The sequence below is a fragment of the Actinomycetota bacterium genome (genome assembly GCA_030684515.1).
GTDB lineage: Bacteria > Actinomycetota > Actinomycetes > S36-B12 > S36-B12 > UBA11398.
On sequence record JAUXVJ010000002.1, the window covers coordinates 37,602 to 58,554 of the forward strand.

General features: G+C 59.3%; 19 protein-coding genes. 9 read left to right on the top strand and 10 right to left on the bottom strand.

Going from position 1 to position 20,953, the window contains the following annotated elements; genetic code table 11:
- Window positions 1-8: 8 nt before the first annotated feature.
- From Q8M73_00250 to Q8M73_00265, 4 genes are all read right to left on the bottom strand, one after another.
- Window positions 9-806, bottom strand: coding sequence for a hypothetical protein (locus Q8M73_00250; protein MDP2286985.1), 798 nt, complete (start codon window positions 804-806; stop codon window positions 9-11).
- Between the two features lie 321 nt (window positions 807-1,127).
- On the bottom strand, window positions 1,128-3,128 hold the full coding sequence (locus tag Q8M73_00255) for an SIR2 family protein (GenBank protein MDP2286986.1): 2,001 nt from the start codon (window positions 3,126-3,128) through the stop codon (window positions 1,128-1,130).
- A complete protein-coding gene (locus Q8M73_00260; GenBank protein ID MDP2286987.1) occupies window positions 3,125-4,201 on the bottom strand; it encodes a hypothetical protein in 1,077 nt (358 codons plus the stop codon). Before Q8M73_00260 ends, Q8M73_00255 begins: the two co-directional genes overlap by 4 nt.
- On the bottom strand, window positions 4,198-5,241 hold the full coding sequence (locus Q8M73_00265; GenBank protein ID MDP2286988.1) for a hypothetical protein: 1,044 nt from the start codon (window positions 5,239-5,241) through the stop codon (window positions 4,198-4,200). Before Q8M73_00265 ends, Q8M73_00260 begins: the two co-directional genes overlap by 4 nt.
- Before the next feature lie 175 nt (window positions 5,242-5,416).
- Between Q8M73_00265 and Q8M73_00270 the strand changes: the two genes are divergently transcribed.
- Together Q8M73_00270 and Q8M73_00275 are read left to right on the top strand one after the other, a co-directional pair.
- Complete coding sequence (locus Q8M73_00270; GenBank protein ID MDP2286989.1) at window positions 5,417-6,091, top strand: hypothetical protein; 675 nt, start codon at window positions 5,417-5,419, stop codon at window positions 6,089-6,091.
- Between the two features lie 421 nt (window positions 6,092-6,512).
- A complete protein-coding gene (locus Q8M73_00275; GenBank protein MDP2286990.1) occupies window positions 6,513-7,364 on the top strand; it encodes a hypothetical protein in 852 nt (283 codons plus the stop codon).
- Window positions 7,365-7,404: 40 nt separating this feature from the next.
- Here the strand turns inward: Q8M73_00275 and Q8M73_00280 are convergent, their stop codons facing one another.
- From Q8M73_00280 to heR, 4 genes are all read right to left on the bottom strand, one after another.
- Complete coding sequence (locus Q8M73_00280) at window positions 7,405-8,343, bottom strand: Gfo/Idh/MocA family oxidoreductase (GenBank protein MDP2286991.1); 939 nt, start codon at window positions 8,341-8,343, stop codon at window positions 7,405-7,407.
- A gap of 9 nt (window positions 8,344-8,352) precedes the next feature.
- Window positions 8,353-9,363: a Gfo/Idh/MocA family oxidoreductase gene (locus Q8M73_00285; protein MDP2286992.1), complete on the bottom strand. Its 1,011-nt coding sequence runs from the start codon at window positions 9,361-9,363 to the stop codon at window positions 8,353-8,355.
- Window positions 9,364-9,619: 256 nt separating this feature from the next.
- Complete coding sequence (locus Q8M73_00290; GenBank protein MDP2286993.1) at window positions 9,620-10,102, bottom strand: hypothetical protein; 483 nt, start codon at window positions 10,100-10,102, stop codon at window positions 9,620-9,622.
- 29 nt (window positions 10,103-10,131) lie between these two features.
- A complete protein-coding gene (gene heR / locus Q8M73_00295) occupies window positions 10,132-10,929 on the bottom strand; it encodes a heliorhodopsin HeR (GenBank protein MDP2286994.1) in 798 nt (265 codons plus the stop codon).
- A 159-nt stretch (window positions 10,930-11,088) separates the two neighbouring features.
- Between heR and Q8M73_00300 the strand changes: the two genes are divergently transcribed.
- The 5 genes from Q8M73_00300 (at window position 11,089) to Q8M73_00320 (ending at window position 16,253) form a co-directional block, all read left to right on the top strand.
- On the top strand, window positions 11,089-12,360 hold the full coding sequence (locus Q8M73_00300; protein MDP2286995.1) for an FAD/NAD(P)-binding oxidoreductase: 1,272 nt from the start codon (window positions 11,089-11,091) through the stop codon (window positions 12,358-12,360).
- A complete protein-coding gene (locus Q8M73_00305) occupies window positions 12,347-12,661 on the top strand; it encodes a TusE/DsrC/DsvC family sulfur relay protein (protein MDP2286996.1) in 315 nt (104 codons plus the stop codon). The genes Q8M73_00300 and Q8M73_00305 overlap by 14 nt, the downstream gene beginning before the upstream one ends.
- Window positions 12,662-12,672: 11 nt before the next feature.
- Window positions 12,673-13,191 (top strand): DsrE/DsrF/DrsH-like family protein, encoded by a 519-nt coding sequence (locus Q8M73_00310; protein MDP2286997.1) that lies wholly within the window; start codon window positions 12,673-12,675, stop codon window positions 13,189-13,191.
- Between the two features lie 26 nt (window positions 13,192-13,217).
- The gene (locus Q8M73_00315; GenBank protein ID MDP2286998.1) at window positions 13,218-14,231 is read left to right on the top strand and encodes an SDR family oxidoreductase; all 1,014 of its coding nucleotides are present in this window, start codon (window positions 13,218-13,220) and stop codon (window positions 14,229-14,231) included.
- Between the two features lie 84 nt (window positions 14,232-14,315).
- The gene (locus Q8M73_00320) at window positions 14,316-16,253 is read left to right on the top strand and encodes a M13 family metallopeptidase (GenBank protein MDP2286999.1); all 1,938 of its coding nucleotides are present in this window, start codon (window positions 14,316-14,318) and stop codon (window positions 16,251-16,253) included.
- 11 nt (window positions 16,254-16,264) lie between these two features.
- On the opposite strand, the gene Q8M73_00325 is transcribed toward Q8M73_00320, so the two are convergent.
- A complete protein-coding gene (locus Q8M73_00325) occupies window positions 16,265-16,789 on the bottom strand; it encodes a hypothetical protein (protein ID MDP2287000.1) in 525 nt (174 codons plus the stop codon).
- Window positions 16,790-16,894: 105 nt separating this feature from the next.
- Between Q8M73_00325 and Q8M73_00330 the strand changes: the two genes are divergently transcribed.
- Together Q8M73_00330 and Q8M73_00335 are read left to right on the top strand one after the other, a co-directional pair.
- A complete protein-coding gene (locus Q8M73_00330) occupies window positions 16,895-18,610 on the top strand; it encodes an alpha/beta-hydrolase family protein (protein ID MDP2287001.1) in 1,716 nt (571 codons plus the stop codon).
- A gap of 6 nt (window positions 18,611-18,616) precedes the next feature.
- Window positions 18,617-20,398 carry a hypothetical protein gene (locus tag Q8M73_00335; GenBank protein MDP2287002.1) on the top strand — a complete coding sequence of 594 codons (1,782 nt, stop codon included), beginning with the start codon at window positions 18,617-18,619 and terminating at the stop codon, window positions 20,396-20,398.
- A 21-nt stretch (window positions 20,399-20,419) separates the two neighbouring features.
- On the opposite strand, the gene Q8M73_00340 is transcribed toward Q8M73_00335, so the two are convergent.
- Window positions 20,420-20,872, bottom strand: coding sequence for an aromatic ring-opening dioxygenase LigA (locus tag Q8M73_00340; GenBank protein ID MDP2287003.1), 453 nt, complete (start codon window positions 20,870-20,872; stop codon window positions 20,420-20,422).
- Window positions 20,873-20,953: the final 81 nt, after the last annotated feature.

Sequence of the window (20,953 nt, forward strand, 5' to 3'; positions counted from 1 at the left end):
AGACACACCTACTGCATATCAGCCGGACGAGGAAACTCTCCGTACAGGAGGTGCCATACGCCCTCGCGATCAAGTAGCAATACGGCATCAAGGTTGTGCTCGACGCCAGCGAGAACCTCTTTGACAGCCTGCTTGATCGTGAATGCGTCTTGCGGCAGCCAAAATGTTCCCTGAGCAATGCCCGCATGACCGACCCAATCCAACAACACGGCCGTGTAACAACCCGCCTCCTTGCCTCTGCGTGCCTGACGTTGTGCCTTCTTAATCAATGGCTCACGAATCTGATCCCTGACTTGGTCGCTTAGTAGCGCAGATGATGCTTCAAGCCAAAGGGCTTCGATAATCGTCCGGGGGGCTTCACCCGGCGGCGTCGGCAACCACGAGACGCTCACACCACTAAACTGCAGATAGCCCTCGTTTCCTTGAGTGGCGAGCTCCAATTCGACGGCTTTGGCTAGTCCAGCTAGCTCGTTGGGTTGGGGACTGTCACCTTCAACTCGAAAAGAGACCCCGAAGCGCAGTGCTATTGCATCTAGGCGGTCAACCAGACCGTTTGGAACGATGTGATGCGACGCTGGTTCCGCAAGGGACATGACATCTACAGACCATTGTCGCGTCAGGCCATCGACCTCAAGCGCAACCAGACCATCGCTGGTGAGTTCAGGAATTGAGCGGGCACTCGCAACAAGCCGGTCAGGGCGCTCAAGGAGATTGACCCGGATGCCATTCGATTCACACCAGGTAGTGAATGACTCGATTACGCGATCCTCTGCGGCTTCACCATTAATCGGCATTCCCACACTCATTCGACCACTGTTCACACTGGCCCTCCCCGTCTGCTGTGCCTCGTCGCAATTGAGAGCGGAAGGAGACATCCCCGCCATGTCGGATATTTCTGAGTACCAATCATGCTTCCTATTGGTGGCCCTTGGACACAACTATTTGGATTGGAGCCTGCCGTAATTCTTTGGGTGGGGCGATCGCCGCACGAATGGTGGTGTTCTTCGATCACGTGGATGAGGTAGGAGCATGAACGGGTGCATGAGTTCCATCCGTCTTCCCGCCGAATCGTCGATGGCATACCTCTAAGAACTAGTAGTGCCCTGACAAATTCATTCGCCGTGCAGTCAGCGCTCGACAGCCTGTGGGTCGTTAGGCCAAAACGGGCCCATCGGAACCGCTCCGCCCCCGGGCGGCAATGCGTTGTATGCCAATGATTCGCCATGTTCATTGAGCCGTGCGTCGATGATGTTGGCGGTTTCAAGGAATGAGGCGGCGCTGCCGCCGCAAATGCCTGCACGCATCAGCACGGCTTCATTGCCTTGGCGCTGGACTTGGTACTGCAGAGGACGGGCTACGGGTGTTTCATATCCAAATTCTCTTGAGACGTATCGAACATAGATATCGTCTCTAGGCACGGCAGCCGCAGCTTTCTGGCGTTGATTTCGCTGGGCTTCCCGCAATTTGGCGATCTGGTCACGTGCCTGGTCGGGATAGTCAGATTTGCCTTCAGCTAGCCGTTGCTCGATGGCTTGAATTTGCCCTGCCAGATCAGTGAGGGGAGTCATGTCGGCGGACTTCTGGAGTATGGAGTACGTGATTTCCACCCACTTTAGGTACTCCAACATTTCCCAGGCTTCTCTGAAACGCTCATAAGCGAGGCCCAGTGCATCGACTGCCAGGGGCCGAATGAGTTGAAACAGGTGGTGATTTGAATCCGCAAATGTGGATTGGCTCTGTCTGCTGACGAGGTTCAAAGTTCTTTGAGGTGTCAATTCCGCGATAACTGGTACTACGTCGCCGCGATCGTTCTCCGTTACAGGCTCATCAATGAGGCGTTTAAACAGATCGAATCGTCCGGCAGCGATGGCCGCCAGACAACCTGTGTATTGCAGCGCACACGCAGGGAACCGTGACAGATTAATAAGCGAGGTAACTCCGCTCAATCGAGGACGGACGGCCAACAGCGAAATTTCCCCGATCCAGTATTCGTCCGACTGCTCATTTCCCCAATATGCAGCGGTAGCTACTAGCGCCATGGGCACTTGTAGTGCAGCCTCAATTGCGCTCAGTCGGAGTTTGTGTTCGCCCTGCGGATCCGCTGCGTTTACGTTTATCTCTCGGATCGACTCCGTTTCATGGAGCCTCGCGAATTCGGTCTGTATGTCGTCGTGCAATGGGATGGCTGTGTGTCGGCCTGACAACTCTCGCTTTGCGGTGGCAACTGCGATCGTCACTGTCAAGGGGTCGCGTACATCAGTGTCGGCCAGGGCGTCAGTTGCGTCTGCGAGGCGAGCGAAGAAATGATCAGCGTCCTCCTGAAGGTAGATGGCGTCGCGCCGTTGAAGCAGTTCGCGTCCGGGTGTGACGAGTTCATTGGAATCGATCCAGTAGGTGCCATAGTGGCGTGTGGGATTGCGATCAATCGCCTGCCGCAGCGCAGGGTCCCAGCGTCCCGACCAGCCCGCGATGAGCAGTCCGTAGTTTGGTAATACATGATCGAGCAGCCCATCGACTGCTTCGACGTAGGTGTTGAGTTCCAGGCTCGTGTTCAGCATCCCCGCGGTGGTCAGGTAGTCGCCGTGAAGGTGTACTACAAGACAGGAAATCGCATGCAGCGGTGCGAGCCCAGTTATGTCGGAGGGCTGAGCGACGACAGTAGGTTCGATGCCTGCCTCTCGAAGGGCTGTCTCGACAAGCCGGTCAAAGTTGGTCGTCAGGATGATGCGCAAACGACCTGAGGCTACGAGCCGGGCGATCGCATGGTGGGCGACTGTAGGGATCTTCAGACCATTTTCAACATCATCTTCTTTGGGCTCGAAGTAGGTGCGTAGGAGTGCCTGCCGGTCGCCTTTGGTCGGAGCCAATTGAGCGAGGAGGTCGTCATAAGTAGAAGGTGTGCCGTATGTCTGTTCAAACCAACTCAGGGGGTCCGCGGCCGGCACGCTCTTGATGTGCATGATTTGTTTGATGAGATCTTGCTGGATCCCCCAGGCGGACAGGATTCCGCTTGGTGTCGAGACTCCAGCTCCGAGGAGCAGTGCGTGGGCTCCGGGATTGCGATGTAAAGCGAAGGCAACAGCGAGTTCTGGGTCCGGTCCCAGGCTCGGTTGACGTGAGGTCGTCACGGCAGTTCTTCGTCCCATGGCCGCAAGAGCGCGGTGCGTACCGCAGTCGCCACGTCGATCGCTGCGCTAGGCGTGAACTGACTTGCTGGAATGTTGGGGCGGCGTGTGTATCCAGATTCGCGGACTGCGGGTACTGGGATGGGAATGTTGGGGATTCCCTCGATGGCATCAGCAAGTGCTTGCGCGAGCATCAGAGTGTTCTTGAAGTCACTGAATCGAACCTCGATAAGCGCGCCGCGGTTTGGGTCTGTGTACATGCAGATGGGGTATTTGCGTCCCAAGCCGGGGATATCGAGTCCGCTGTTGAGCGAAGGCGTGGCGGCCCGGCCTCCTTGGACGTCGAATCCCAGCGATTGCATTTGGCTGATCAGCGCAGTAACCGCAGGAAGACCTTCGGGATTGTTGAGTGCGCACCACTGGGAGTAGGCGTCAACAGTCCAACTTGGACGCGTTGCTCGAGACTCTGCGCTCTTGGCTTCCACGAGTTCCATGCCGTACGCGGATGGGATGAGAATCTCGGTTTGTCCGTCTCGCATCCGAGCAAATTCGACGACGATTACACCGGTGGTGGATGCGGTGATGGTGTTAAGGAATTCGACGATGCGTTTGAGATCGTCGTTGAGGTGGTCTACTGCCAGCACGAGGTTCAATCGACCTGCGTGGAGATTGTCTTGCAAGGCTGTTCTGATGCGTCCATCGTCATCACCCAGAACTGTGAACGGGGACTGGCTGTTGGGGTCGGCATTGATCCAAGCTCGTTCGAATTCCTGCACAGGCATGCGCCAGAGGCGTGCGGCATAGTCCAATACTTGTCCGATTACTTCGCGGCGAACTTCAGCATTGCTTGCCAACTTGCATTCGACGAGCGTCAGCGCTCCCTCACTATCAAGGACGATGACGTCGGCGAATCCGGCGACGCTGCGGAACTCGCGACAGGCAACAGTTGCGCCCTCAACTCCTGGAACCAGGCTGGGGTGTTCGAAGAGAATTTGCTGGAGTGAAGCTTCGGACTCGTATCCATGCTCCGCTGGCTCACGCCACCCACCTGCTGCGTCGCGAATCAGCACCGTCATTGATCACCGCCGCCAATCGCGAAAGTCGAATATAGGTGTTCAAGGGTGAATTGATTGCGGAGTCTGCAGGCGCTGTTCTGATTGGCAAACATGCCTTTGACCCAGACCGCTTCGTTGCGTGGGACAGTCTTTAGCCATTCGACCGGCAAGACCCACTCGTCGCCGCCAATGTGCTCGTAGTTGCCTATGAGATTTGCCCTATCGATGGGGCTGTCGTTGAATGGCTGGGCGGGACCAGTAACGATGCCGACGCCGACATACCCGGTTTTGGGAATACAGGCCCAGACACGTGCATCCGCAGGCACCTGCATCAGAGAGCGGCTGTACCAGTCTCCACCTCCTGCTGAGACAAATCCGTGTGTTCGGGCGTCTTCCCAGGATCGGCCGTTGGGTTCCTCTCCGAAGGACAGGTACCAGTCTTTGTTGTTCCACGGCTCTTTGCTCTTGTGCGGGCCGGTAATACTGCGACCGGCTTCCTGTGCTTGTTCGATCAGCCATGTGCGCGCGAGATATTCGCGGCCCTCGTCGGCGAAATAGCGGAAAAACGCCACGTTCACCGGCAGGTCATAGGTCGCCAAGTACTCCACAATTCTTTGGCTCTCCGGGTCGATGTCGCCCGCGACGATGGTGAGCCAATGCCCAGTATTGAGTTCGTCGAGCAACGGGATCTTGAAGACATCATCAAATGCGACTTCAAGTGGACGCTCGGGGGCATACGCGCTGTAGATGGAGACCACGTCTTCGTGCGTAAGCCCTTGTGCCCACGAGCCGTAGTCCAATACTTGAGCAATTACATCCCTCGGAGTCATGTCCTTCTTTAGCTCAATGACATGGATAGCACCATCGCCATCTATTGCAAGAAGATCTACGCGCTTGCCGTGCGACGTCGTCACCTGACGACCTATCAACAGCAAAGGCTGTCCCAGGATGGCCGGATCTGCCTCAATGAGAGTCTCTAGTCGCGCCTCGGATGGCATAGCGGTTGAGGGGACGCTCTGCACCACACCGTCGACTCGCCACAATCCAATATTCAGCGGCATTCAACACACTCCCACCACGGATCTCTTCAGCGCATGCCCAATCGCCGTCACAAGATAGCGGCTGGTGACGGCGGGCGGCCATCTGTGAGTGTTGGCTAAAGCGGGGGAGCCGCTACATCGCCCGCTGACTCTCTCAAGAGTGCGTCAGACTCATCGCCATCTACGCTGTGTATTTGTGAATAAGCCTGATGACTCATTTGCCGTGATGGCAGCTACATCCGCGGCGGGGATCGTCCCTTGGGGCGGGCTCGTCGCGCCGTTCGTCGAGCCTGTACTGCGCGCGGTCCAAGTGGAATGGGCGCGAATCTTCTCGAAATCGCTCAAGATGGCCACAAAGAGGGCACGCATGGATCTTGAAGATCTCAAGGAAGTGCTCGATGGAAATCCGAGGCTTATGCCGCTCATCGTTCGCCTGCAGTACGCAGCTGGTATGAACGGGTACGACAAGACTCTCATGATGCTGGCGGGGTTCCTTGGCGATGCCTTGTCTGATAGTTCCAAGATCGATGAGGCGGCAACGATGATGGCCGCGGTTGAGAATCTTGGACCCGCACACGTCCAGGTTTTGGAACTCATGACGAAAGATGCCAGCGATGTCGATCCCACCTGTGCGCGTGGTGATGTTCGATGGAACACCGGGAGACTCACATACGTCATGAACATGCGCCCAGAACTTGTGATTCTTGGTGTGCAGGGGCTCTTAAACGCCGGTTTCATCTCAGATACAGGTTTCGATGGTGGCGGCGCAAACCAAGAGGGCATGGGTGTCGGCGGTACAACGTTCGCCGTCACGGGTCTGGGTGCAACAGTCCTGCACATTCTTTCAGAGATGTCTGAGGCCTCCGCGTAAAGCGGATCTATGTTGAAGCGGATTGCTCCAGCTCCAGCTGAGATGTGTTGAGTGCGATGAAATGTCTCTTGAACCGATTGCAACCAATCTGTGGCCCTTTCTTGGCCCTTTCTTTACGAATCTGGCTGGTTCTCAGTGTGCCTTGGTGCGCGAAAACCCTTTGTTTTCAAGCGTTTTGGGGTGTTGAAGTTTCGTCCAAATCCTCTTTTAATCCGTAGGTTCGGGGTTCGAGCCCCCGGCGACCCACCAACCGATTGTTCTTGCGCCAGCTTGCAATGCACCGGCCCAGGCCGTCCACAGTGCGTCGATGCCCTGAAAGAACCCAAGCGAGCCGCTATCTGCAACCAGGAGGACGTGAGTACATCAATCAGTGCTGGCCAAGTGTGACTATTCGGCAGACTCGTAGTGAAGGATGCGATCCATGCCACCACGCTCTGTGCAACGCATACTGACCCTTCTACTCATCTCAGTGCTCAGTCTTCTTGTCCCCATCGGGCAGGCTTCCGCCACCAACAAGGTCGGAGGCACTTGCGTCAAGGCCGGTCAGACAGTGGGAATCCCCAACGGAACCTTGAAATGTGTCAAGGTGGGGCGGAAGCTGGTGTGGCAGAACCTCACATCGCCAAGTGCTTCAACCGGTGCACCGTGCTCACCACAAGCCACCACGCAATTCACCCAAGCGCCCTTTGGCGCCGCTGACGTTGCGCGCATCACCAACGGTGAGGAATCAAACGACCCGCGCTTTGCGCATGTCTGGGTGCGCAGTCCCTACACGCCGATTCCTATCTACGCCCCCGCCGATGGCACTCTGATCACGATCAGACATCTCACAGCGACGAAATTCTTCCCATCAGATGACTACCAACTTGTGTTCAAGACTGCCGGGTGCAACGACCTGTTCCGCTTCAACCATGTCACCAACCCTCGTCCCGATATCCGCGCTGCCTACCAATTCGGCGACCAGTGCAGCAGCTGCTTCGATGACAGTGGAAATCCGACCGCACGGCACTTAGAACGGGAGATTCCCGGAACTGCCGTCAAGGTGAAGGCGGGCAGCCTCATCGGCTACACATCGGGAACTCCGACTGCACACAATTTCGACTTCGCTGTACAGGTGAACGGGAAGACTGTGTGCCCGATGAGCGTGCTCCCTGAACCGCACCGCACAGCTCTGATGAATTTGCTGGGTCCTGGGCCTAAGGCCGCGAATCAGCCGGCAGTGCCCGGGCCCGTTCCTGGCTACGGCTGCACTGGCTATGGGGCGGCCGCCTGACCCATGCGTTCGTCCAGAACCTGCGGCGCGGACACGATCGCTATCGCAAGGCGTCGACTGCGCGTGCCACCCGGACGGAATCCCGCGCCGGCAGCACCCAGCCGCCTTCCCCTCGGATGCTGGCACTGACCTCCTCGAACATCACCTGGTAGGCGTCTGTGGCCGGGAACGACTCGATGCGGCCGTTGATCCATAGTTCGCTCGTCGTGCGCCACGACGTGAAGGCCTGGTCGTCCTCCACACGAATCTCCCCGCCGGCGCCGCGGATCACCAGACGCTGCGACGCCGGCATCTCGAACGACGCGATGATCGTGGCGCGGGTGCCAGCGCCCCACGACAGCGCTGCCTTTGTCGTCAGGTCGATGCCACGGTCGCTGCGCACCTGCTCCAGTTCGAGGGTGCCGAACTCCTCGACTTCGGGCAGGCAGGCGAGCAGTGCATGCAGGGGGTAGACGCCCACGTCGTACAGGGCGCCGCCGCCCATGTCGGGACTGTTCCGGTAGTTGTCCGGGGCCGGGCCCACCCCGGTGAAGGTGCCGAGGAAGGAGTCGATGTCGCCGATCGCTCCGTGCGTCACGAGCTCAACGATGCGCCGCATGCGCGGGTGCCAGCGCGACCAGGTGGCCTCCACGAGCATCACCCCTGCCTCCGCGGCCTGCCCGAACACCGACTCGGCATCGTCGGCTGAGAGCACCATGGGCTTCTCGCACAGGACGTGCTTGCCGGCCTCGATGCACATGCGGATCATCGGCAGGTGGGCGTCGTTGGCCAGGCAGACGTAGACCGCCTCGACTTCGGGATCCTCGATGACGGCACGGTAGGAGTCGTATGAACGGAGTGCGCCGACGCTGCGGGCTCGGTCCAGATCGCGCGCTCCCGCCGCCACGACGCGAGCCCCGACCGCGTTGCTCAGGGCCTCGCCGGTTGCCTGCGTCACCAGCCAGCCCGCTCCGAGCACCCCCCAGCCCACGTCTCGCATCGAGGGTCCTCAGGCCTTTATGGCAGGAACCACGGGGCGCCCCTGGTCGAGCGCCGACTCCTCAGCCGCCTGCATCACGGCGACCACGTCGCGCGACTGTCGCGTGCTGACCTGCATCGGTGCACCGGTGGCCAGATGAGCCGAAAGCTCCCGGTGAAACTCGTACGCATCGACGGAGTCGAGCGCGACGTCACTGCGCGCACCGTCGATTCCGTAGAGGTGGATGAGCGCGGGTAGGTCAGCCACCGCAGGCTCGCCCGCCGGATCCCAGTCGCCGACGATAGCTCCCCGGGTGCCCAGCACGTGGTACTTCGGCTTGCGCGCGGCGCTGAGGTCCGAATGGGTGAAGGTGGCCTGAGTCCCATCGACGAAGGTGATGGTGACGACGGCGTGGTCGGCGTTCGTGGCATGCAGCCAGTGACGCTTGTGGTTGACCCCGGACACGTGCGCGACGGGCCGGTCGAAGACGTTCAGGATCTGGTCGATGAAGTGTGAGCCCCAGTCGAAGATCGCGCCGCCCGACACTGTGGCATCCGAGTGCCAGTAATCGCATGGTCGGGAGTAGCCGCCGACGAAGCTGTCGTACTGGAAGACCTCGCCGATGGCGTCCTCGCGGATGAGCCTTCGCAACGTGACGAAGTCCCGGTCGAAACGCCGGTTCTGATAGACCACGAGCGTGAGGCCTGCCGTGGTGGCCAGGTCGATGAGCTCGTCGCACTGTCCCACCGTCAGCGCCATCGGCTTCTCGAGCACCACGTGGATGCCACGGGCCAGGGCCGCCTTGGCCCACTCGTAGTGCGTGTTTGGCGGCGTGGAGATAACGACGAGGTCGATCATCCCCGAGTCAAGCATCTGTGTCGCATCCGCGAACGCGACGGCGTCGGGAGCCAGCGCGAGAGCGGCCGCAAGGCGCTCCGGGTTGGTGTCGCAGACTGCCGTGAGCTCCAGTCCGTCGGTCATCTGGACGGCGAGGTTGTGCTCATGGCCGATAGCCCCGTAGGCAAGCAGTCCGACGCGCATGCCCTCACGCTATCCGCTCTCTCCGCCGCCGCTCAACGGCACGCCACCTGCGGTCTGGAACCCTCCCGGAACACCTTCACCCTTAACTGATTTGCAATTGAGATGGTCGCGAAGTGTCAGCAGCACAGTTCGTTGCGCAATATGGATGGGACGTGGATGGAACTGCAGGGAATACCGGCAACCGCCTGCGGCTGGAAGGAGCGCTTGTTCATGCAGGATTGAACGTCAGATGCGGGCGATGAAGTGAGATGCCCAATCAGGCCAGAGCATCCAGCAGGCTGGCCACTGCCTGCTCACTTACCTCACCTGTTACGCCCCACACCACCGAGCCATTGCGTCGTACTGCACGAACCGAGACGTTCTCCCGCGTAGTGATGCCCAGCGGCTGACACAGGGAGTCCACCGAGCCATAGATCGTGATCGTGCGCGCCAGGATGTCCGGATCACGGATGCTGGCTGCCATGCCGCCATCGATGAATCGACGCACCACTTGATAGCGCCCCGACAGCACAGGCAGTTCGAGCACAACCCGATCAAGATCAGTGCCACCGCGCGGAGTCTGCGGAAAGCCATCCTCCGCCAACCTGGCGATCCACGCATCGACCTGTACTTGCTGCCACTGCTTGAAGGCGATGACAGCAATGCTGATCCTGGCCGGAAAATCCAGCGGCAGGCGGTAGTCGTTCCCAAGGAGGTCGCGTCCAGCTACCTCAGGAAACCTCCAGTGTTCAGCAGACATCGAGACGGCTGTTCACGATGCTGACTGGGTCATGAACCTGGCGCGAGGGTGCCAGCGAAGATCTGCCAAGCGAGCAGCGACTTCGCAATCAGGCTGAGCGTGATGTATGTGCGTTCGCCGTAGAGGTAGTCCGACCACTTGCCAACTCGCTTGTATTGCAGAAACTGAACTATCCCGAACGAGTTGAAGAGGATGAACAGCGAGATGATGATGCCGTAGACAAAGGCCGGCGGTTCCACATCTGTCGCTGATCCCGGAGCGATCACATACAAGGCCACCGCCAACCACGGAACGATGCCCGCGATGCAGCCGAAGACGAATGGCAGCCACCCGCCGCCGCCAGGCGCTTCGTACTTCTCCTGCAGCCAGCCGAACAAGATCATCGATGCATTCACGCCGAAGACGGCAATGAGCGCGGCCGCGTCAGAGATGCCCACGAGCTGGGCGATGAGCACCATCATCACCGAAGCGCTGATCGAGTACTCGACCCATCGGAAGTAGTTGTGCTGGGCGAGGAGTCCGGCCGCGTACCTCCGATAGAAGTACGGCACCGACACCGCGAAGTGGAAGAGTGCTGAGAGACCGAAGAAGAGCGCAACGCCCCAGGCGACTCTGGAATCAAAGATCACAACAGGGTCAGATGGCGCGGTACCGGGAGGACCGGTCATGTATGTCGCAGTCACTGGCAGGCTGAAGTCGTTGGCCAGCACCAAAATAGCGATCATCTGCGCAAGATGAGCGAATCCGGCGATGACATTCCACCTTCTGATACCGGTCAGTCGTGTCGCTGTCGCACTGTCGTGCGTTGCCTGCGGTGTTGAAGTCATCTGCAGTTCCTCGCTTTCATCTCTGCACCAACAATAGACGCAGAAGTTGCATCGAATCCGCTTTCACTTCGGACTCCTTGTCCTGCCCCGCAGGTAGGGCATAAAGACCCTCGTTCCCCTCACCGCACAGTTCTAGGCTGGAATCAAAGAGGAGGAGCCATGAAGCGGATTCTCATCCTCGGAGGCGGAACTGCCGGCACGATGGCGGCGAACAAGTTGGTCAAGCACCTGCCAGGTGAGCAATGGCGTGTCACAGTCGTCGATCAGAGCAGTGAGCACCTGTATCAGCCAGGACTGCTACTGCTGCCATTTGGAAAGTACGCGCCCAAGGGCCTGGTGAAGGATCGCCGGGCATTCCTCAACAAGCAGGTTGAGTTGATCCTCAGTGAGGTCGTGGCTGTTGAGCCAGCAGCCAACCGAGTGCTGCTTGCCGATCACGAGTCCATTACCTATGACTATCTGATCATTGCGACCGGCGCTTCGCCTCACCCCGATCAGACTCCCGGCATGGATGATCCATCGATCTGGCGCAGCAGTGTCTTTGACTTCTACACACTTGATGGCGCTACCGCTCTGCGTGACAAGTTGGCCAGTTGGCCGGGTGGACGCTTGGTCGTTCATGTGACGGAGATGCCGATCAAGTGCCCGGTGGCTCCTTTGGAGTTCGCGTTCCTGGCCGATGCCTTTCTTGCGGATCGTGGAATCCGTGATCGTTCGTCGATCACCTACGTGACTCCACTAGAGGGTGCTTTCACCAAACCTGTGGCATCCACGCAACTTGGTTCCATGCTTGATGAGCGCGGCATCGCTCTAGAGCCGGACTTTGTCATCGAGCGAATCGACACTGACACCAAGACCATGATCTCGATGGATGAGCGAGAGATCCCCTTCGACCTGCTCGTGACAGTTCCGCTCAACATGGGCGCGGATTTTCTTTCCGGATCTGGGCTCGTCGACGAGTTGAACTACGTCAAGGTCGACAAGGGAACGTTCAAGTCCCGCACCTTCGACAATGTGTTCGCTCTTGGCGATGCCTCAGACATACCGGCCTCCAAGGCGGGCTCAGTTGCACACTTCTCAGTGGAGATCTTCACTGAGAATTTCGTTGACCTCGTGCAGGGCAGGCCGATGTCCAAGGCATTCGACGGGCACGCCAACTGCTTCATCGAGTCCGGCAAGGGCAAAGGGCTGCTCATCGACTTCAACTACGACACAGAGCCGCTTACTGGCAGGTTTCCGTGGGCAGGCATCGGACCTTTGTCACTGCTCAAGGAAACACGGGCCAATCATCTGGGCAAGCTCGGATTTCGCTGGGTGTATTGGCACCTGCTGCTCAAAGGTCGCCCGATCCCGATCCCGGCACTGATGTCGATGTCGGGCAAGAACACGACTCCTACAAGTCAAGGAAGCGATCACCATGCCAGTCATTGAGATTGCCGGTCAGCAAGTCCACGTGAACGAGGAAGGCTTCCTCACCGAGTACGACGAGTGGAATGAGGACATCGCCAAAGTCCTGGCTCAGCAGATTGACGTCGACCTGACCGATGAGCATTGGAAGGTCCTGAGGTTTCTGCGCGAGGACTACAAAACCGAAGGCGAGAGCGCCACAACGCGACGCGTCCAGACCGTCGGTGGCATACCCGTCAAGGAGCAGTTCGCGCTGTTCCCCAAGAAGCCCGCAAAGAAGATGGCCTATATCGCTGGCCTGCCAAAGCCCAAGGGCTGCGTCTAGAGGAGTCTGACATGACCACAACACCGAGCCTCGTTCCGAACTTCGACTCCGGAAACCCCGACCGCACATTGGCGATCATCTGCTCCAAAGGCAACCTGGATATGGCGTATCCCGGACTGATTCTGGGCAATGCGGCGCTGGGTGAGGGTGTGACCACACACCTGTTCTTCACCTTCTGGGGATTCGACCTCATCACCAAGTCGCGCATGAACAACCTGCAGTTCAGCCCCGCCGGCAACACCGCATTGCATCTACCCGGTCACGATGGGCATATTCCCCAGGCCATCGCGCCGGCCATGACTGGGATGGCAACCAAGATGCTCAAGCAGCAGATCGCCGCAATCGGTGTCCCCGAGGTTCCTGACTTCTTGGACCAGATCGTCGCGGCGGGAGGTCATCTGTGGGCATGCCGCCTTTCGGCAGACATGAACAAGCTCACGATGTCCGATCTGCGCGACGACGTGGAAGACATCATCAGCGCCGCAGACTTCATCGAGATGACTGACGGAGCGCAGTTGCTGTTCATCTAGTCACCCCACCCCACCAGGAGGACCGCATGCCTGACGCATCCGAGCCGCTGACTGCTACGAGTTCGGCGGGCCAATGGCTTGAGCATCCGGTCGGTGGTCCGCTGCTGCGTGAGCTTCTTGCACAGGCTGGCATGGATGAGAGCGCCCTGACCCCAGCGCTCGGGCTGCCGCTGCAGACCCTTGCCGACATGAGCCAAGGCCAGATGCCACAGAGCGTGGTAGATGAACTGGTGATGGCAGCCAACGGAGGCACGATGCCTGAGTTCGCCGTTGACCCGTCGCTGCTTGCACCCACGGTGCCTGGACGCTTTGCGGACCGCACTGTCATCGTGACGGGCGCCGGATCAGGCATCGGGCGAGCAGTCGCAAGTCGCATCCTTCGCGAGGGTGGCCGAGTGATCGGCGTTGACATCAACGCCAATGGACTTCAGGGCTTGGCCGAGCACGTCATTGGCGAACAGTTGGTCACAGTGACCGCTGACCTCACCAAAGCTGACGACGTAGCGCGTGTTGTGGCGGCGGCGAGCGGCGTGATCGATGGCCTTGCGAACATCGCCGGGATTGTTGACGATTTCAGTGCCATCCACGAGGCATCGGACGCCGTCTGGCATCGAGTGTTCTCCGTGAATGTAGACGGGATCTTCCTGCTCAGCCGAGAGGTGGCTGCCGTGATGCTTGCGGCAGGCCGGGGCGCAATCGTGAACATCACTTCAGAGGCGGGACTGCGAGGCAATGCCGCTGGAGTCGCCTACACGGCCTCCAAGCACGCCGTGATCGGCATCAGTCGCAGCATGGCCTGCATGTATGGAGCCAGTGGAATCCGCACGAATGCAGTAGCTCCCGGAGGCGTGGCCACTGGTATGGCTCCTTCTGCGTATGCACCGTTTGGCACGCAGCGATTGAATCCATACATGCAGCTCATCACTCCAGTCGCAACCGCTGAGCAGCTGGCTGCTTCCATCACCTTCCTGCTGTCTGATGACGCCGTGAACATCAACGGTGCGATCTTGCCCAGTGATGGTGGTTGGTCGGTGCAGTAGCGACTGTTCCAAGTTCGCCGTCAAATGGCAGGCATGGCCTAGGTTGAGTCGCCTGCTGTTTCGGTTGGACGAGGAGTGCAAACAATGGCATTGAATGCAATGGACAGGGATTCATCCGTTGATCCGGGTGTGGACTTCTACCGCTTCGCCAATGGTGGCTGGCTGGCGGCTAACCCCATTCCAGCCGGATACGGCGCGTGGGGCTCCTTTGAAGAAGTACAGACACGCAACGAGACGTTGATTCACGAACTCCTCAAGCAGGCGGTAGATCAACCGGCCAATGAACTCGATCGGAAGTTAGGCGACTACTTCGCATCGGGCATGGACGTCGATACCATCGAGAGTGCTGGCATTGCCCCAATCGAGCCAATGCTGAATGCGATTGATCCGCTGATGAGCCACAAAGAGGTGCTGGAGTTCCTCCCTCGATTGCACGACTTTGGTGTTGCGGCGCTGTTCATGTGGGGAGTCGATGTCGATCACGATGACTCCACCAGAAACTTGCTGTGGCTGGTACCCGCTGGCCTTGGACTCCCAGAGCGCGAGTCGTACTTCGCGGATAGCGAAGCGGCGACGAGTCTGCGCCTGGCATACGTCGATCACGTTCGTGCTCAGCTGATCAATGTGAACACGCCTGAAACTGAGGCTGGAGCACTGGCCCCGGGGATACTTGAATTTGAAACGCGCCTGGCTGAACAGCACATGAAGGCCGAAGAACGTCGCGACCTTGATCGCACGCTCAATCGATTCAGCATCGATGCGCTTGGCGAGCTTGCGCCTGATCTTGGGTTACCTCAGTACTTGATTGGCGTGGGTGCGGCCCAAGCGCAATCAGTGAACGTCGAGAACATTGAATACCTGCAGCAGCTCAATGCGATTGTGGAGTCAACTGATCTGGCAACTCTGCGCGGCTATCTCAAGTTCCGAGTGGTCAGCGCCTGCGCGAGTGCCCTGCCGGCACGCATCGAGGACGAGGCCTTTGCGTTCTACGGCCGTCGGGTTGGTGGGCAGACCGAGCCCAAGGAGCGGTACAAGCGAGTGATCGCAGCACTTGGCAGCGATATGGGTGAGGCGATTGGCCAGCGATTCGTCGACGAAACCTTCTCCCCAGCAGCCAAGGACCGTGCCCTTGAGATGGTGGCGGAGATCATCGAAGAGATGCGCCGCTCACTGCAGACACGCACGTGGATGACTGAGGAGACTCGAGCCCAGGCACTGATCAAACTCGATGCTTTCGGGGTGAAGATCGGCTATCCAGATCAGTGGCGCGACTGGTCGGGTCTGGAGATCACCCGTGATTCATATGCAACGAATCGTCTGAACGCCACGCGCTTCGAACTTGATCGCGAGCGGGCGAAGATAGCCGCACCGGTGGATGAGAATGACTGGGAGATGCCACCACACATTGTGAATGCCTACTTCCATCCCACTCGAAATGAGATCGTGTTTCCGGCCGGCATCCTTCAGCCGCCAATGTTCGATGCGGATGCCGATGATGCAGTGAACTACGGAGGCATCGGAACCGTCATCGCCCACGAAATCACGCACGGTTTTGACGATCAGGGCAGACGGTTCGATGCCAACGGTGCCTTTGTGGACTGGTGGCATGAGGAAGACCAGGAGCATTTCACCGCCTTGGCGGATCGGCTCGTTGACCAGTTCGACGAGTACGTCATCGTTGACGATGTGCACGTCAACGGTCGGCTCACCTTGGGAGAGAACATCGCTGATCTCGGCGGAATCGCACTTGCGCAGCGAGCCCACTCACGCATCAGTGTCGGCTCCCCGACGATCGACGGACTCACGCCCGGTCAGCGCTTCTTCCTGGCCAACGCAACATTGTGGCGGGCCAATATGAGCGAGGAATTGAAGCGCACGCTCGCTCAGATTGATCCGCACAGCCCCCGTGACATCCGCGTTGCGGGGCCGTTCTCGAATCTCGATGCCTTTCAGGAGGCCTTTGCCCTCGCCGATGACGCGCCGATCATGCGCTCGAAAGAGGAACGCATAGAGATCTGGTGAGTGCTTGAAGCTCACACCCCTCGAAAGACCGCTACGACAAACACCAAGCCCAGGATCACGGCGGTGATCCGTAGATAGGTGTCAGCAGCTGCCAAGGTGACTCCCTTGTCGCCAAGCCGGCCAACGGCAATGTCGCGTGCAGCCCAGGTCCACCGCAGTGACCGGAACGCGCCGGCGAGACGCCATTTGTCAACGGCCCTGCGGATCTGTGACTGGCTGCTTTCCGTCTTCAGCTCTGTGCGATTGGCGGCGATGGCCCGCGCAGCGAGCAAGAAGGCGAGCACAGTGACGAGCAGGCGCAATACGACGGCAATCGCGAGCACTGCAAGTGGGGAGGCCAATGAGCGTGCCAGGCCAGCTGGAGACTTGAGCTCATTGGCCAGATTCTCGTCGAAGCGATGCGCGAGCACCGCGACCGTGCCACCTATTGCGAAGAGCACGAGGGTAAAGGTGCGAAGGCAGCGCATCAACAGCACGAGTATGGGATCACGCGTACCCGATTGGAAGGCGATTTCCGGATCGAGGTCTTCGCGCACGATCCCCTCGCAGTATCGGGCGAACGAGTCGCAGATGTCACAGCCGGAGCATGTGACGCTACCAGCAATCGTGCTCTAAGTTCATCATCGGAGATTGGGGAATCCATGAGCGTTGACCTTGCGCAAGCCTCGGCAGATGGTGAGGCAAGTGACAGCAATGTTGAGCCGCGCAAGCCGCGGATACTCGCACTCTCGTTTTCCGGTTCCGGTCTTGTCGTAGCCGCACTGTTCCTTGGCATCTCCTTGCAGCCATCGCTGTTGCCGAGAGCGGGCTACGTGCAGGGTCTGGCATCCGGCATCACCATGATGATCGGCTATGGCATCGGCGCAGGTGCTCAATCTCTTTGGATGTATCTGGGCATCCCGACTCTCAAGGGTCGAGTCCGCACCATTGTCTTGGGCATCATTCTTGCGCTGGTCCTCTGGGGACTCGTGTTCTCCATCTGGCGTCAGGTCGGTTGGCAGAACGAGATCCGCACGACTTTTGGCATGCCCAGCGTCAGCTTCACGGTCTGGCCGGTGATCATTGGGGTCGCGGCAGTTACTGCTGTCGTCATCCTGATTGTGTCGCGTTCCCTGCGCCGCTTGTTTGCAGCAGTGTTCGGCTGGCTCGGACGTCTGCTTCCCCCTCGGCTGGCGAAGGTGCTCGGAGCGGGTGCACTCCTCTTGCTCATCTGGCTGCTCATCACTGGCCTGTTGGTCAACGGCTTCTTCGCGGTGGCCAACACCATGTTCTCCACTCGCGATGGTGCCACCAGTCCGGGCATCGTGCAGACCACTTCGACTCTGCGTTCCGGTGGACCGGATTCATTGGTCAAGTGGGACGAACTCGGACGGCAGGGCCGATCCTTCGTCGCGACAGGTCCCACGGTGGCTCAACTCGATGCCTTCAGTGGCGGCGGCGCCATCGAACCGATTCGCGCCTACGTTGGTCTGAAATCAGCCGAGACCCTGCAGGAGCGCGCAGATCTGCTGTTGGCGGAGTTGAAGCGAACGGGCGCATTTGATCGCAAGGCCCTAGTGCTGACCACCACGACCGGCACGGGCTTCTTGGACCCAAATGGCGTGAATCCGGTCGACTACATCTTCAACGGCGACAATGCAATTGCGGGCGTGCAGTACTCGTACCTGCCAAGCTGGATCTCACTGCTCGCCGATCAAGCGGCGGTCAAGGAAACCTCGCGCGTGGTGTTCGACACTGTCCACGAGTACTGGTCGACTCTCCCTGAAGCCTCACGACCACAGTTCTATCTCTACGGACTGTCGCTGGGTTCCTATGGAGTGGAGAGCGTGCTGAATTCGATCAACATCATCAACGCGCCCATCGATGGTGCCTTCATGTCAGGTCCGCCGTTTGTCAATGACCTGCACACGATTGTCGAGACAGGACGTGACCCAAGCTCACCAGAGTGGCTCCCTGTGTATCAGAATGGAACAACAGTCAGATTCATGAACGAAGAGGGTTTCGCCGTCACAGCAGGGGAATGGGGATCCACGCGGGTCGTCTACCTGCAGCACGGCTCCGATCCGGTGGTGTTCTTCTCGCCATCCCTGGCATGGGATGTCCCTGATTGGCTCAGTGAGACACCTCGTGCCCCCGATGTTGCCAAAGAGATGGGTTGGTTTCCGCTTGTCACCATGTGGCAGGTGGCTTTGGATCTCCCTGGTGCCGGAAACGTTCCCGACGGTTTCGGCCACATGTATTCCAAGCAGGCCAATGCATTGGGCTGGTTGGCCGTGACGAACCCGGAGGGCTGGACGCCGGCAAAGACCAAGGACCTCATCACCACGCTCAACGCACAGACGACCACGAGCGACTAAACGCCTATGTCCGCTGAGTCACTGACTGAGGACCTTCGCCTGCTTCGTGCCTTCGAGCCAGTTGTCAGATTGACTCAAGGCGAGTTCTTCATGCCGGTTGGGGTCGACGCGTACGTGCGCAATTGCAGTTTGTGGTTGCACTCAGTTGATGGCGAGCCGCAGCAGATCGCCAAACCTGGTGAGCTGGACCTTGATCTGCTGGCCATTCGCAGCGAGGACCATGACGGCCCGGGCCTCTCACTCAGTGGCGTGACGGTCTCGCAGTCGTGGTGGGCGCGATTTGGGTTGGCGCGCCACGCCAACCGACCGCCCTTCAGAGCCGGACACCGACTTGCTGAAGTTGGCCTGGTGGGCAGGTCGATCGACACGCTCAGTCGACTCTCGCTCCTGGTCCGTGGCGCCGTGCCTGGTGGCAGCGCCCGACAGTCCCTTGATCTGCAGGCTGCCGTTCTACGCCCTGATGAGCCGACCTATCACGGCCGGGTCATCCGCGACGCGGGGTACATCGTCTGCCAGTACTGGTACTTCTACAGCTTCAACAACTGGCGTTCGGGGTTCTCGGGAGTCAACGAGCACGAGGCCGATTGGGAGCAGGTGACTGTCTACCTCGATGGCACCGGCCCATTGGACGAGGACGGACTGCCCTATCCGCGATGGGTGGTGTTCTCCGCACACGACGAGGTTGGCGATGACCTGCGCCGTCGATGGGACGATCCGGATCTCTCACTGGTCAACGGACGCCATCCAGTGGTATTTGCTGGCGCCGGGTCGCACTCAGGTGCCTACTTGGCCGGCGACTATCTGATCACCGTGCAGCCGCCAGCTCTTGGTGGTGTCGTTCCGATGATTCGTCGGCTGGCCAAGATCTTTACCCCGTGGACACGAAGTGCACAAGGCAGTGGCTTCGGCATTCCGTACATCGATTATGCGCGCGGCGACGGCCCCGGCTGCGGCCCTGGTCAGGAATATCCCTGGCGGCCGGTCGTCATCGATGACCAGACGCCGTGGGTGCGTGACTTCCGTGGGCTGTGGGGGCACGACACCAGGGATCGTTTTGGCGGCGAGCGAGGTCCGGCTGGTCCCCGGTATGACCGAGACGCCACCGTGCGCACGTCATGGGCTGACCCTGTTGGCTGGGCGGGGCTGGCCAAAGTTGCACCGAATGCAGATGCCGAGCGTGCGTTGATCGTGAGGAGGTTGGAGACAATCACGATTGAACTGGACGTGCTTGCCGAGGATTCGCGACTGCAACGTGAGTCAATCGCCGAGCAGGCGGCGGGGCTGGCCCCTGCGGCGCCGGAGGTCCGGGCGCTACTGCCCGATGAACTCAAGCTGAGTCAGGCGCGAATGAAGAAGACGGCGCTGCTCGATGAGCATCAGCGGCTGACCCTTCGGCTCGACCGGGGTGTTGAGGTGGCTGATCCGCATGCGCACCTCAGGCACCGCCGAACGCCGATCTCAGCGGCCGAACGCGAGCGTGGGCGACTGCTCAGTGTGTGGGCAATCGTCAGCACGCCGTTGATCCTGATCATCCTTGCCTCGCTCGTATGGCCTGGTGAGTACGCGCGGCCGTCGCTGGCTGTCGGCTTCTTGATCATCGTGCTCTCGGTCGAGGCCTTTGCCAGGGGCTACTTTTTGGCCTTCTTCGCGCGGCTGCTACTGCTACTACTGGTGATCAACTTCATTGAAGTCTTCTTCATCAATTGGCAGTACCTCACTGGAGCAGTGCTTGCGCTACTGGCACTTGTCGTCCTCGTCGTCAATATGCGCGATGCGCTACGACATTGACGAACGGCCAGTGCGCAAGGCCTAAGCCAAGCTAGGAGTCTCTACAGGGTCGGCTTTTGGACTGGACGACAGCCGCAGCACGGCAATGCCAAGCAGGATGAAGACCAAGCCGATGCCCATTGCCATCAGTGCCACACCGAAGGCCACGACTGAGGTGTACAGCGACGCCTGCAAGAACGAGGAAGTCATGGCTGTTGCGCGAAGCGGATCTTCTCTGTCCAGCTCGGCATAGGTCTTGCCGCCTGTGGCCTCAAGTGCGTGCTTATTGATGATCTCAGCTTGGCAATAGGCGGTTATTGGTCCTGTCACGACGCTGTCTGCCATGCAACTGGCGTCGGAGGCAACGGTGATCCGTTGATCTTCAAGAGTCTTGCTGACATTCACCCACGTGGCGATGCCCGCGATGATCATGATCGCGCCGATTGCTATTGCTGCGATGCTTAGCCAACGATTCAAAGTATTCCGACCTGACATGGGATCCCCCTCAATGGAGCCAACTTGAGCGTCGACGGTATGCAGTGTCCTCTCGCTCCAGTGGGAGGAACACCAATTCAA